This is a genomic window from Sedimenticola hydrogenitrophicus, from assembly GCF_025175675.1.
GTDB lineage: Bacteria > Pseudomonadota > Gammaproteobacteria > Chromatiales > Chromatiaceae > Sedimenticola > Sedimenticola hydrogenitrophicus.
The window spans coordinates 1-13,801 of sequence record NZ_JANIOA010000069.1 but is presented as its reverse complement, the minus strand read 5'-3'; the positions used below and the strand labels follow the sequence as shown (position 1 = coordinate 13,801).

Annotated in this window: 12 protein-coding genes; 4 read left to right on the top strand and 8 right to left on the bottom strand. The window is 63.1% G+C overall.

What is annotated here, in order from left to right:
* Positions 1 to 119: 119 nt before the first annotated feature.
* On the top strand, positions 120 to 785 hold the full coding sequence (locus NPX02_RS20495; RefSeq protein WP_260295912.1) for an REP-associated tyrosine transposase: 666 nt from the start codon (positions 120 to 122) through the stop codon (positions 783 to 785).
* Between the two features lie 67 nt (positions 786 to 852).
* The gene (locus NPX02_RS20490) at positions 853 to 1,035 is read left to right on the top strand and encodes a hypothetical protein (protein WP_260295911.1); all 183 of its coding nucleotides are present in this window, start codon (positions 853 to 855) and stop codon (positions 1,033 to 1,035) included.
* A gap of 103 nt (positions 1,036 to 1,138) precedes the next feature.
* Here NPX02_RS20490 and NPX02_RS20485 read toward each other — a convergent pair whose 3' ends face one another.
* The 8 genes from NPX02_RS20485 to NPX02_RS20450 form a co-directional block, all read right to left on the bottom strand.
* Positions 1,139 to 1,537 (bottom strand): type II toxin-antitoxin system VapC family toxin, encoded by a 399-nt coding sequence (locus NPX02_RS20485; protein ID WP_260295909.1) that lies wholly within the window; start codon positions 1,535 to 1,537, stop codon positions 1,139 to 1,141.
* A complete protein-coding gene (locus NPX02_RS21540; protein WP_335342615.1) occupies positions 1,534 to 1,947 on the bottom strand; it encodes a type II toxin-antitoxin system Phd/YefM family antitoxin in 414 nt (137 codons plus the stop codon). The genes NPX02_RS20485 and NPX02_RS21540 overlap by 4 nt, the downstream gene beginning before the upstream one ends.
* A gap of 488 nt (positions 1,948 to 2,435) precedes the next feature.
* Positions 2,436 to 4,691, bottom strand: a complete 2,256-nt coding sequence (locus tag NPX02_RS20475; protein ID WP_260295908.1) for a nitric oxide reductase activation protein NorD — start codon at positions 4,689 to 4,691, stop codon at positions 2,436 to 2,438.
* Positions 4,692 to 4,732: 41 nt separating this feature from the next.
* Positions 4,733 to 5,539 carry a CbbQ/NirQ/NorQ/GpvN family protein gene (locus NPX02_RS20470; RefSeq protein WP_260295907.1) on the bottom strand — a complete coding sequence of 269 codons (807 nt, stop codon included), beginning with the start codon at positions 5,537 to 5,539 and terminating at the stop codon, positions 4,733 to 4,735.
* Positions 5,540 to 5,900: 361 nt separating this feature from the next.
* Positions 5,901 to 6,098: a zinc-finger domain-containing protein gene (locus NPX02_RS20465; RefSeq protein WP_260295906.1), complete on the bottom strand. Its 198-nt coding sequence runs from the start codon at positions 6,096 to 6,098 to the stop codon at positions 5,901 to 5,903.
* 143 nt (positions 6,099 to 6,241) lie between these two features.
* Positions 6,242 to 6,736 (bottom strand): TIGR00645 family protein, encoded by a 495-nt coding sequence (locus tag NPX02_RS20460; protein ID WP_305792957.1) that lies wholly within the window; start codon positions 6,734 to 6,736, stop codon positions 6,242 to 6,244.
* A gap of 266 nt (positions 6,737 to 7,002) precedes the next feature.
* Positions 7,003 to 8,841, bottom strand: coding sequence for an SLC13 family permease (locus NPX02_RS20455; protein ID WP_260295905.1), 1,839 nt, complete (start codon positions 8,839 to 8,841; stop codon positions 7,003 to 7,005).
* Between the two features lie 373 nt (positions 8,842 to 9,214).
* Positions 9,215 to 9,409: a hypothetical protein gene (locus tag NPX02_RS20450; RefSeq protein WP_260295904.1), complete on the bottom strand. Its 195-nt coding sequence runs from the start codon at positions 9,407 to 9,409 to the stop codon at positions 9,215 to 9,217.
* 230 nt (positions 9,410 to 9,639) lie between these two features.
* On the opposite strand from NPX02_RS20450, the gene hisC reads away from it, so the two are divergent.
* Both hisC and NPX02_RS20440 read left to right on the top strand, forming a co-directional pair.
* Positions 9,640 to 10,698: a histidinol-phosphate transaminase gene (gene hisC / locus NPX02_RS20445; protein WP_260295903.1), complete on the top strand. Its 1,059-nt coding sequence runs from the start codon at positions 9,640 to 9,642 to the stop codon at positions 10,696 to 10,698.
* A 312-nt stretch (positions 10,699 to 11,010) separates the two neighbouring features.
* Positions 11,011 to 13,665: a nitrate reductase gene (locus NPX02_RS20440; protein ID WP_260295902.1), complete on the top strand. Its 2,655-nt coding sequence runs from the start codon at positions 11,011 to 11,013 to the stop codon at positions 13,663 to 13,665.
* The last annotated feature ends 136 nt before the right edge of the window (positions 13,666 to 13,801 follow it).

Below are 13,801 nucleotides of genomic sequence, written 5' to 3'. Positions count from 1 at the left end.
TGTGGTTGGCACGACACCTGTGGTTGGCACGGCAGGTGGCTGGTTTGACTCCGACACCTCAGGTCCGCGACACCTGCACCTCAGGTCCAACGCTTCCGTATCGCAACAAGGAGGTTGCCATGCCGAGAAGGCCCCGGCTTTATCTGCCCGGCCAGCCACAGCATGTGGTGGTGCGAGGGCACAATCGTGATCCCATCCTGGCCCACCACGAGGATTTCCGCTTTCTCTATCGCTGCCTGCGGGAGGCGGCACAGCGTCACGCACTGGCCGTCCATGCCTGGGTGTTCATGCACAATCATACACATCTGCTGGCGACGCCGGAGGATGAGTCGTCCTTGCCGCGCACCATGCAGTCGTTGGGGCGGCGCTACGCGCAGTACTTCAATCGCCGTTACCACCGCACGGGCTCGCTCTGGGAGGGTCGCTATAAAGTGGCCCTGGTGGACACCGAGCGGTATCTGTTGGCCTGTTACCGCTATATCGAACTGAACCCGGTGCGTGCCGGTATCGCCCGCCAGCCGGCGGATTATTCGTACTCCAGCTTCCATGCCAATGCCCTAGGTAAGCCGGACGGGCTGGTAACGCCGCATGCGATCTATCTGTCCCTGGTCGGTGCGCAGGGGGCGCTGTCGACTCCGACCCCTCGTGAAGCCTATCTCCGCTTGTTCGATCAGGTACTGTCGCGAAAAGAGTTGACCGAGATCCGTCGTGGCACGGAGACGGGTATCGGCATCGGGCGTGCGGAGTTTCTGCTGAAGGTGGCCAGATTGGCGGGTGGTGGCTGAGTTGGCGTGTTGTAGCGCGGAGTTACTAACCCCAGGTGTCGGAGTCTTTGTCCGGGCGGATGAGGGGTTGATCGATGCCGGCCACGGGCACATCTTCACCGAAGATGAAACAGATGCCATCGTCAAATGGATACCCAAAGGGCGTCGATTGGATGTTGCCGGGGTCAATCACTTCACGATGTTGTTGAATGATGATGCACCGATTATTCAGCCGGTCAGGGATTTTCTCGATGAGGTGTATACCGCCTGAACGGTTTCCTAATGGTGTCGGAGTCAAACCAGCCATCCGCCATGCGATCAAGTTACTCAACCGAGCCTGGTTTGACTCCGACACCTCCCAGCTCGATATTTTCCTACCAAATCGTTTTGACGTGCCGATACTCACGAATTTTGGTATCAGCGGTTACTAGCGGCACGGAATGATGCCGCGCCAGCGCCACGATCAGCCTGTCTGCCGGATCGGGATGGAATTCCCCAGGAAGGCGTACAGACTGAACCGCAACCTGGGTATCGATGGACGCAAAGGAGACGCCCTCGATGGATGCAACCGTTTCCAGCCAATCATCAATATCCATCGTCAGCGCCAGTCGGCCTTTAGACGCCAGCATAGCGATCTCCCAAGCACTAATGACCGACACCATTACCTGGCCATCACCGGCCAGTTCGTTCTCAATAGCCTTTCGGGCTTTCTGGGTTAGTTGATCATCGCCATTTACCCACCAAATGAGGGTGTGAGTATCCAGCACGATCACGCCAGCGCCTCCCAATCACCTTCACCTACAGCCTCAGTGGGTTCCTTGTATTCTGTTACGCTGCCCTTGAGGACCTCCAGGGGGCTGCGCTCTGTTTTGCGATAACGGCGTACCTCAATGGTTGGCTTGCCGTGGTCGGTAACAATCACAGCATCACCGCTTGATTCGACCTGTCGAAACAGCTCCAGCGCCTTGGCCTTGAACTGGGACTTTGAAACCTGTTCTTGCATATTGCTGCCTATAGTCATATTACGATAGTCACCATTGTAGCAAAAATAATGACCACGGCAAGTGGTCATCGCCCAAGAACCCATCTGGATAGGGGGCTCCTGCTGAGTGGCGGTCGGCACGGTGGTGGGCATGACGTACGTTGCAATCGTATCGACAATTTCTGGTTCATGCTGATGCACGAGCTGGTCCATATTGTCCTGCACGATGATCAGGGCCTCTATATGGACGACCTGGACAATGAGTCGGACCTGGAATACGAGTGAGATGCTGATCGGTTTGCCCAGGATGCCCCCATCCGCGTTGGAGGTCAGTGCCGTTGAAGTGCTGGACGATCCCCTGAAAGGGGGCTGAGTTTCACGTTCAGGTTTCACGTTGCCAGGGTAGGGCAATAGTGGTAACCCCAGGTGTCGGAGTCAAGCCGGGAGGAATAGTGCGATAGGCTCTCGACAGTTCTCGGCTTGACTCCGACACCTCTGGAACGCCGACACCTAATTGATGTGGTCGCGGTGGTTATTTTTTACCGACCCCTCTCGAACGTCCGCTCACGGTGGCTCAGCGGGTAACCTCAGGTGTCGGAGTCAAGCCGGTAGGAAGCAAGCGTGCGACAAGCCCCCGACCGCGCGTGGCTTGACTCCGACACCTACGCAACACATCCCGGTACGGTGGTTCAGCGGGTCAGGGAGAGGAACAGCTCCGGCAGTTTGGCCGGCAGCTTTTCCACCCGGTCGATGACGCTGTACTGCTTGCCGAAGATGTCGCTGACATAGTCGTCGGCCCGGGGATCGAGATTGATGCAGTAGGTGTAGATGTTCTCCCGGTCCAGCTCCTGTACCGCCTTGCGGGCATCCTCGATCAGCAATCGCTCATCCGCCACGTCGATATCGGACGGTTCCCCGTCGGTGAGGACCAGCAGCAGTTTCTTCTCCGCGGTGCGCTTCCCCAGGTAGTGGCCGGCATGGCGCATGGCCGCCCCCATACGGGTCGAGTAGCCGGCCTCCATGGCCGCGAGCCGTGACTTCACCTCGTCGTTCCAGTCCTCGCTGTAGCCCTTGATGTGCTGGTAGCGCACCTCGTGCCGGGTGTTGGAGGAGAACCCGGCGATGGCGAAGCTGTCGCCCAGCCGGTCGATGGCCCAGGCCAGCAGCGCCACCGCCTCGCGGCTCAGTTCCAGGATGCTCTGTTCGCACCCGGCCGGCACCTGGTGCAGCGACTGGGAGAGATCCAGCAGCAGCATTACCGCGATGTCGCGACCGTCGTGGCGGTGGCTCATGTTGATGCGGGTGTCCGGGGTAGTCCCCCCCTTGAACTCGACCAGGGCGCGGATCGCCACGTCCAGGTCCAGTTCGCTGCCCTCCTCCTGGTAGCGCACGCGCACGTACTGTTGCGGTTTCAGCAGATCGAGCATCCGCTCCAGCTGTTTGGCCAGGGCGCTGTGTTTGGTCAGCAGCGCATCGATCAACTTGGGATCACCCGGCGGGTGCAGCGACTCATACAGGCTGACCCAGTCGGGCCGGTAGGTCTGGGTCTGATAGTCCCACTCGGGATAGTGGCGCGGCGGCAGGGCGTTCAGCGGCTCCTGCTCGATCTTCTTGCGCTCCACCTCGAACTGCTCCTCCTCGTCCCCCTCCTCGATGAACTTCCACAGGTGGCGGTTATCATCGCGGTAATCCACCACGGTGTTCTTGAAGTAGACGTTGGGCGCCTGGTCGTTCTGGATCCGGGTGCGGGCGATGAACGCGATCGCCAGCGGCACGATGGCCTGGGTCGTGGTGTCGCCCGCCCGCATCAGTTCATGGAACTGGTCGACCGCCTGCAGGATGTCCGGATTGCGATAGCCGTGCCGTGGATTGAGGATGGCGTGGGAGAGCATGGCCAGGCGGTGGCGGATACAGGACTCCTTCCCGGAGTCGCACTCGCCCTCGACCGGGACCGGGTGCAGCGCCAGCCACAGGCGGCGCAGGCCGGGGTACTGCTGCATCGCCAGGTACTCCACCCGCGAATCCTCCAGCAGTTCGATGGCGATGCGCTGAAACGGGCTGAAGTTGTCGGCGAAGATGAAGTGACTCCAGCGTCGGTGGGCGGCGATGTGGGCCAGCACCGCGCGGTAGCGGTCGATGCCGCGGACGCCACCCGCCGTGTCGTCGAATACGTCCGGCAGGCGGATGCCGAGGGAGTCGTAATAGGGGATCGGCTTGCGCAGCTCGTCGAAGGCGGTGGAGTAGGGGACCAGGTGGTCCTGGTCCTGCCACAAGGCGCGCAGGTAGAGATCGAGCTGGCGCTCGTGGTCGGCGAACAGGGTGCCGTGGCGCTCGCGCTGCAGCATGGCGCGGCTGTCGGCCGACTGCAGGCTGAAGAAGTCCTTCTGCCGCTCGGGGTGGTTCGAATAGTTGCGGATGCCGTACTCGGTCCAGCTGCGAATCCCCTCCAGCGACAGCTGGCTCAGCAGGTAGGGCATCCGCTCCAGGTACTCCTTGGCGGCGGGGCTGGGGATGGTGGCCTGACGACCGTGAATGGAGCCGCTGGTACGCTCCAGCATATCCAGCAGCAGATCGATATAGCGTACCAGTTGTGCCTCGCTACCGAGCCGTCGTGCCGCCTCGGGCAGGCTCTGCAGGAACGGCAGGATGCTGGCGCCGTTGGGGGTGCGGGAGAGCTTCCAGACGCTCTGGGATACCAGCTCCAGCACCGGCTCGCCCAGCCGCGCCGCCACCTGCGGCATCTCCTCCAGGTAGACCAGCACCGGCTCGAAGCCACGGCCGATCATGCACACCAGGGAGGCCCCCTCCAGGTAGCTCTTGATGCCGGCCTCGCTCAGGCTGGCCGCGGCCTCCTCCATGCAGTCGGGGAACACCTGTTCCAACTGCTGGAAGTTGCAGGTCAGCTGTTCGCGATAGCCCTGCAGGGCGGATGCCTCAATGCTCACGGCGTGCCTCCCGCTGGATGGTGCACATGCCCGGCCGGCCGTCAGGCAAACAGGGCGTCGATGGCGTGATCCAGGGTGGCCCGGATATCGGCATCATCGGTGATCGGGCGTACCAGCGCCATGCGGCAGGCGGCTGCGGGCTCGATCCCCTGCTTGATCAGCTCGGCCCCGTACACCAGCAGGCGGGTGGAGATGCCCTCGTCCAGGCCGTGGCCCTTGAGATGGCGTGCGGTGTGGCCGATCTTCACCAGCTTGGCAGCGGTGTCGCTGTCGATGCCGGTCTCCTGGCAGATGATTTCAACCTCCAGGGTTTCCGGCGCGTAGTCGAAGTCGAGCGCGGCAAAGCGCTGCTTGGTGGACTGTTTCAGGTCCTTCATCAGGCTCTGGTAGCCGGGGTTGTAGGAGATTACCAGTTGAAAATCCGGGTGGGCGGCGACCACCTCGCCCTTCTTGTCCAGCGGCAGGGTGCGGCGATGGTCGGTCAGCGGGTGGATCACCACGGTGGTGTCCTGGCGCGCCTCCACTACCTCGTCCAGGTAGCAGATGGCGCCGATGCGCGCCGCCACGGTGAGCGGGCCGTCCAGCCAGCGGGTGCCGTCGGCGTCCAGCAGATAGCGACCCACCAGGTCGGAGGCGGTCATGTCCTCGTTGCAGGCCACGGTGATCAGCGGCCGCTGCAACCGCCACGCCATGTGCTCGACGAAGCGCGACTTGCCGCAGCCGGTCGGTCCCTTGATCATCACCGGCAGGCGTGCCTGGTAGGCGGCCTGATAGAGGGCGACCTCATCGCCCTGCGGCTGGTAAAACGGCTCCTGTTCTATCCGGTACTGTTCACTGTGCGTTGTCATGCGGGTCCCGTCAGGCTTCCAATACTACCTGGCAGGGTAGTAGGTATTCGGGCGCAGGAAAAATAGTTTTTGCTGATTGGCGCCATAAAATAAAATTTATGGATGTCAGTCTTTACATTAAAATTGGTGATGAATGGTAGGGCTATTGCCGCCACTAGGGTCCGCGCAAGAATAATTCCGCAGCACCGAGGGCGTCCCGGGGCCCCGCTGGCAAGGCACGCTTTGCAGGCAATGGCTGTTCCCTTGGTAAAAAGCGTAACGCCGCCAGCGGGGTCCAGGGGCGACCGAATACCGGAACTTATTCTTGCGCGGGCCCTTAGGTGGCGGAGACGGTTATCGCGGTCGGTCCCGCCGGCCCGGCCTACTCCACCAGCCGATAGCGGGTGCCGCAGTAAGGGCAGTTGATTTCGTCACCGATCTGTTCCAACGGGATGTAGACCCGTGGATGCAGACCGGCGGTCTGCTGGCCCCGGGGCGGACAGCTGACGGGCAGATCGCGTCGGGTCACCTTGATGACGGGGGGCGATAGCGCATTCGTTGGCGTTTCCGGCTGGGTCATTTTTTCTCCATTTAATCTCTTCGTTTCCGAAAACCGTGCTTCCGTCAGCGAAGTGTCGCTTGTCCGGAAGGTCAAGGTAACTGCTGCCCCTGAACAAATCAAGATCATGACGGCGGCCAGGCACGCCGGCCCGGCCACCGGGTTCAGTGGTGCCGGGTCTTGGTGTCCAGCAGGCCCATGGCCACGGCCGAGGCGACGAAGGTGAGATGGATGACTACGTACCAGAGCAGCTTGTTGTCCGCGATATTGACCGCGTTCATGAAGATCTTCAGCAGGTGGATGGAGGAGATCGCCACGATTGAGGCGGCCACCTTGTTCTTCAGGCTGCTGGTATCGAGCTTGCCCAGCCAGGAGAGTTTTTCGGTATTTTCCGAAACATCCAGCTGCGAGACGAAATTCTCGTAACCGGAGAACATCACCATCACGATCAGGCCACCCACCAGCGCCATGTCGATCAGGGAGAGCACCACCAGCACCAGGTCAGTCTCGGTCACCGAGAAGATAATCGGCACCAGGTGCAGCACCTCCTGGAAAAATTTCACGCCGAGGGCCACCAGCGCCAGGCTCAGGCCCAGGTAGATCGGGGCCAGTACCCAGCGCATCGCGTACATCGACCGTTCGAGGCTCTTTTCAATCATGGATCATCCTTCAGTTTGAATGAATTTGGAATTTAAAGGTTATTTGTAACCTGAATCCGTGACTTGGCTGCCTGACCGTATGTGTTGTGGGCATATCCCGGAAGCCTTGGGTGAGACGCCGTGAATACATCCCTGTAGGCTTGGATGCCGCATCCCTGCGGCATACACTCACCCAAGACCACCGGGACATGCCCCGAAGTCGCGGATTCAGATGAAAATTTTTGTAGTCACTCGGCTCGCCCCTATGTGGGGGCGGCGGGCGGTTTTTAAAGGTCATACAGCATCATCAGCATGCCCAGCAGTCCCGCCCACATGATCAGGGTGAGGGGGATGCCGGCGCGGAGAAAGTCGCTGAACTTGTAGCCGCCGGCGCTGAAGATCAGCAGGTTGGTCTTGTAACCTATGGGGGTGGCATAGCTCATGTTGGCGCCGAACAGAACCGCCAGCACGACGGGTTCCGGCGGCAGCCCCAACTGGGTGGCGATGCTGATGGCGATGGGGGTGCCGATCACCGCCGCCGCGTTGTTGGATACTATGTTGGTGAGTACCGCGATCATCAACATCAGGCCGCCCAGTACCGCGCTGACCGGCAGTCCGGCGGCGAGCGTCACGTAGAGGCCCGCCAGGTACTCGGCGCCGCCGGTGCGCATCAGCGCCAGGCCCAGCGCCAGGCTCACCACCACGATCAGGATCACCCGGGTGCTCAGGGCGTTGGCGGCATCCTCCCAGTCCAGGCAGCGGGTCAGCAGCATCACCCCGACACCACACAGGGCACTGGTGGCGATCGGCAGCACGCCGGTGGCGGCCAGCGCCACCACCGCCGCCATGATCAGCAGCGCCAGCGGTGCGCGACGGGTCTCGGGCAGGTAGACCGTGGCGTCCAGCACCAGCAGCTTGCCGCTGCTTTTCAGCGCGTTGATATGTTCCGCCGCGCCCTGCATCAGCAGCACGTCACCGCTCTCCAGCCGGACATCCCGCATCTCGCTCTTGATGACCTGCCGGCCCTGGGCCTGGGACCGGTGAATCGCCAGGATCACCACGTTATTGTGCTCGGCGAAGCGCAGATCCTTGAGCGTGCGGTGATACAGCGGTGAGCCCTCCGTGACCACCACCTCCGCCAGCAGCTGGCCTTCGGAAGAGAGCGGATGCGCCTCATCGATCGGGTTCTCGATATCGGTGGTGTTGTACAGGGTGGCCCCCAGCAGCTGCTCGTACTCCTTCAACGCTTCCGGTGTGTCGCTCACCAGCAGCCGATCCCCCTCGCGCAGCTCCGCGGTCGGCAGGCGGGTGACGTTGAGCCCTATGCCGCGATGAATCTTGTCCACCTTCATGCGGCGGTCGGTCTTCTCCAGTATTTCGGCCAGGGTCTTGCCGTTGGCGAAACTCTCCTGGTTGATATAGAGCAGGGCGTCGAACACCCGGGGCGAGGTATCGGAGAGCAGCGCCTGACGCGGGGGCAGCAGGCGCGGCGCCAGCAGCCAGAGATAGAGCAGGCCAAAACTGCCGGCCACCACCACCGGCAGGGCAAAATCGAACATGCCGAATTTGCGCAGGCCCAGATCCGCGGCAATCCCCACCACCAGCAGATTGGTGGAGGTGCCGATGGTGGTGGCCATGCCCCCCACCAGGGTGGCCAGGCCCATCGGCAGCAATATCCCCGAGGAGGAACGTTTGTTGCGGATCGAGACGCCGATCAGGATGGGCAGCAGCATCACCACGATCGGGGTGTTGTTGAGGAAGGCGCTGAGGATGGCCGCGCACAGCAGGGTGAGCAGAAACGAGAGCAGGGGCCGGGTGGCCCAGAGTTTGGAAAGCAGAAGGGCCAGCGGACGCAGCGCCCCGGTGGTCTCCAACCCCTTGCCGACAATCATCAGGGCGCAGATGGCCACCAGCGCCTGATTGCCGAAGCCGCTGAAAAAATCGCCCGGCTGCAGGGTGATGCCGTCGCGGGTGTAGGGAAAGGCCTCGAAGCCGACGATCAGGGTGACCAGGATCAGCAGGGACGAGGTCTCCAGGGGGATGTTGTCCCGGGTGAACAGGTAGAGGGCGATGACAATCAACAGCAGAACGGCGATGGCGTGCAGGTCGGGTAGCGGTGGCAGCATGGGCAGAAAATATCACTGTGTCCGTGGGTACGCGCCGCTGGTGCAGGCACAAGAACTAACAGTATAACGGTAAACCGTCGGCCTGCTGAACGCTACGGGGAACAGTCGGCGGTGACCGACGGGATCAATCAGAATATTCTCGGCATCCAGGTGGTGGTGGAGCAGATCGACGTGCTCGGGGGAGATGAGCGGCGATGCCGGCCGGGTGAGTCAACTGGTGCTGTGACTGAACGAGATCACTGCCCACTCCAGGGTACACTCGTACAGGGCGTTCCGTCCTGGGGTCGGTTGGGTTTGATCACCGCGGGGCATCCGGCAGCCACCGCCTGCCCGTGCAATGCAGGCGGTGGATCGCGGAACGGGGCGCCCGTTGTCAGTCGATACTGCGGATGGCGTCGGTCTCACCCGGCAGCGGGACGGGCACCAGGTAGAGGCCGACACGGGGCTTTTTCGCCTCTTCGGGTTGTATATAGGGGCATTCATCCATGGGCCGCCAGTCACAGGCCACGCCGGTAACCAGTTCATGCGGGCAGCGGTGGCAGATATTTATATCCAGTTTCGTCAACATTGCATGGCCTCCGTGTTGGTATAGAATAAAAGTAACGCAATATCATACGATTGCAAGATATTTGTAAAAATTATTTTAAGTGTGGTTTATATTGCGGGCGGTCCGTTGTTCCGGTTGCCGCGTGGCGGGGCGGCCGCCGGAGTCGGGCAGCTGTGGCTATGGGAACGCCGTCCTGTTAGCGGTATGATCTGCGCTTTACAAACTAGCCCGCGATGGCATCAGGTCCCGTTATGAATCGTTACTGGAGTTCGGTCGTTCACACCCTCACCCCCTATGTTCCGGGCGAGCAGCCCAAACGGACCGACCTGATCAAGCTCAACACCAACGAGAACCCCTATCCGCCCTCGCCCCGGGCACTGCAGGCGATGGCGGCGGAGGCGGCGGAGAGCCTGCGGCTCTATCCCGATCCCAATGCCGGGCGGTTGAAACAGGCGATTGCCGATTTTCACGGCGTTACCGCGTCCCAGGTGTTCGTCGGCAACGGTTCCGACGAGGTGCTGGCGCACGGCTTCCAGGCGCTGCTGAAGCATGAGCGGCCGTTGCTGTTTCCGGACATCTCCTACAGCTTCTATCCGGTCTACTGCGGCCTCTACGGGATCGACTTCACCCCGGTGCCGCTGCGCGAGGATTTCACCATCGACCCGGCGGATTACCGGATCGCCAACGGCGGCATCATCTTTCCCAATCCGAACGCCCCCACCGGCCGGCTGCTGTCCATCGAGGCCATCCGCGAGATCCTCGACGGCAACCCCGACTCGGTGGTGGTGGTGGATGAGGCCTACATCGACTTCGGCGGCGCGTCCGCCATTCCCCTGGTAAATCACTATCCCAATCTGCTGGTGATCCAGACCCTCTCCAAGTCGCGCTCCCTGGCCGGTCTGCGGGTCGGTTTCGCTGTCGGCGATGCCGGTCTTATAGAGGCCCTGGAGCGGGTCAAGAACAGCTTCAACTCCTACCCGCTGGACCGCTTCGCCCTCAGCGGAGCGGTGGCTGCGCTGCAGGACCGGGACTATTTTGCCGCCACCTGCCAGTGGGTGATCGCCACCCGGGAGCACTTGGCGGTCCGCCTGGCGGAGCTGGGCTTCGAGGTGCTGCCCTCGGCGGCCAATTTCGTGTTCGTGCGCCATCCCGGCCACGATGCCGGCGAACTGGCGTCCCGGCTGCGCGAGCGTGCCATCATCGTGCGCCACTTCCGGCAGCCGCGGATCGAGCAGTTCCTGCGTATCACGGTGGGAACGGACGAGCAGTCCGACAAGCTGTGCGCGGCCCTGACTGAAATCCTGGGGTAGCATTATGGCCGCCGCCGCGACGGCGGCGGTGTTCCTCCTCCTCTACCTCCCGCTCACCGCCAATAACCCTCCCGATTGCGTTGATTAGCACCGTAACGGTGCAGTTCTGCACCAGGGTGGAGGGGTCGGCCAGGCGCGAAACTTCAAGACCCAGGCGCCGCGGGCGCGATCGGTGCGTCTCCCGCTATCTGGCATACTCTTTGCTGACAGACATTTGTCACTAGAGGTCTGTGTTATGTCACCGAGCAAGCCGAGTATTTCAATTCCTGTCTATATCGCCCGAATCCATATCGTCCGAATGGAGCGTCGCTGATGTCCTGCGCAGTGAAGACCACCTGTCCCTACTGCGGTGTCGGCTGCGGCGTCATCGCCAGTCGCGACGTGGCGGGCGGGGTGACGATCGCCGGTGATCCGGAGCACCCCTCCAATTTCGGCCGCCTCTGCTCCAAGGGGAGCGCCCTGGGCGAGACGCTGGACACGGCGGGGCGGCTGCTGCAGCCGATGGTCGACGGCCGGGCGTGCGGCTGGGAGGCGGCCCTGGACCGGGTGGCCGATGGCCTGCAGAGGGCGATCCGCGAGCACGGGCCGGATTCGGTCGCCTTCTACGTCTCCGGGCAGCTGCTGACCGAGGATTACTACGTGGCCAACAAACTGATGAAGGGATTCATCGGCTCGGCCAATATCGATACCAACTCGCGCCTCTGCATGTCCTCCGCCGTGGCGGCGCACAAGCGCGCCTTTGGCGCGGATGCCGTACCCTGCGGCTACGAGGATCTGGAACGGGCCAAGCTGATCGTGCTGGCCGGCTCCAACGCTGCCTGGTGCCACCCGGTGCTCTACCAGCGCATCATGGCCAGCAAGCAGCAGAACCCGGATCTGCAGATCGTCACCATTGATCCGCGTGCCACGCCCACCGCCGAGACCTCCGACCTGCACCTGGCGATCCGTCCCGGCAGCGATGCCCTGCTGTTCAATGGCCTGCTGGTCTACCTGGAGCGACAGGGCGAGCGCAACGAGCTGTTCGTCAAGCAGGCCACCCGGGAGAGCGAGACGGCCCTGGCGGTGGCGGCGGTGGATGCCCCGGATATCGAGCGCGTCGCCAGTGGCTGCGGGCTGGCGCCGGAGGCGGTGGAGCGCTTCTATCGCCTGTTTGCCCGTACCGAGCGGGTGGTCACGGTCTACTCCCAGGGCATCAACCAGTCCAGCAGCGGCGTGGACAAGATCAATGCAATCATCAATTGTCACCTGCTGACCGGGCGCATCGGCCGTCCCGGCATGGGCCCCTTCTCCCTCACCGGACAGCCCAACGCCATGGGCGGGCGCGAGGTGGGCGGACTGGCCAATCAGTTGGCGGCCCACATGACGCTCGACTCCGAGGCCGACCGGGAGCGGGTGAAGCGCTTCTGGGAGGCGCCGGCCATGCCCCGACAGGAGGGGCTGAAGGCGGTCGATCTGTTTGATGCCATCGAGGCGGGCCGGATCCGGGTGCTCTGGGTGATGGCCACCAATCCGGCGGTGAGCCTGCCGGATTCCGATCGCATACGCCGCGCCCTGAAACAATGTGAGCTGGTCATCGTCTCCGACTGCATGGCCGCCACCGACACCCTGGAGCTGGCGCACATCCGTCTGCCGGCCACCACCTGGGGCGAGCGTAGCGGCACCGTCACCAGTTCCGAACGGCGTATCTCGCGCCAGCGCGCCTTTCTCGAAGTGCCGGCGGAGGCGCGGCCGGACTGGTGGATCATCAGCCAGGTGGCACACCGCCTGGGCCACGCCAGGCAGTTCCCCTACCAGCATCCCGGCGAGATCTTCCGTGAACACGCGGCCCTCTCGGGGCTGGAGAATGACGGCCGTCGCGCCTTCGATATCAGTCTTTACGCGGATCTGAGCGACGCCGCCTACGAGGCGCTGACCCCGCGTCAGTGGCCCCTCACCGCGGCCACGCCGACCGGTACCCCGCGCCTGTTCGGCGACGGGGAATTTTTCACCGCGGACGGCCGGGCGCGCTTCGTGCCGGTCAGCCCCGCCGCGCCGCGTCATCTGCCGGACCGGGACTACCCGCTGACGCTCAACAGCGGCCGGGTGCGGGATCATTGGCACACCATGACCCGCACCGGCCTCTCGCCCCGGCTGGCCAGCCACACCATCGAACCCTATGTGGAGCTCCATCCCGAGGACGCGGCGCGCTACGCCGTGACCGAGGGGGCGCTGGTGTGCATCGAGAGCTCCACCGGCAGCGCCACGGTGCGCGCCCGGGTGACGCCCGCGCAGCGACCGGGCAGCCTGTTCATGCCGATGCACTGGAACGGCCAGTTTGCCGCCACCGGGCGGGTGAATGCGCTGTTGCCGGGGGTCACCGACCCGCTCTCCGGCCAGCCCGAGTTCAAGCAGGGCCGGGCACGCGTCGCCGAACGCTGGTTTGCCTGGTACGGTTTCCTGTTCTCGCGCCGCCAGCTGCAGCCTGGCGGCGCCGACTACTGGGCGCGCTCCCGCGGGGCGGGCTTCTGGCGCTATGAGATGGCCGGCGACCAGATCCCGGAGGACTGGGCCGGGATGGCCCGCTCCTATCTCTGCAGCGAGGGCCGTGAGGTCGGCTGGATGGAGTATTCCGACCGCGCCGCCAACCGCTACCGCGCCGCCCGCTTTGTCGACAATACCCTGGAGAGCTGCCTGTTCATCGGCCCGGACCTGCAGCTGCCGCCGCGTGACTGGATCGAGGCGCTGTTCGCCAAGGCCTCCCTGGATGCGGCGGAGCGGGCCAGTCTGCTCTCCGGGCGTGCCCCGGACAAGAGCGCGGACGTGGGTCGGATCGTCTGCGCCTGTCACAGCATCGGCGAGAAGCGTATCCAGGAGGGCATTCGGGTCCAGGGGCTGAACAGTGTCAAGGCGATTGCTGAGGAGCTGAAGGCGGGCAGCGGCTGTGGCTCCTGCGTGCCGGAGATCCGGGCCATGCTGGCAGCGGGATAGGGGACCCTATTCGTCACTGGAAGCGAGGGAAATGCAAGGTGTCGGAGTCAGGCCGCATGAAGTGGATTACCCGGTTCCCGGAAATACGCGGCTTGACTCAGATACCTCGCAATCTCCCTATGCATTCCCACGCGGA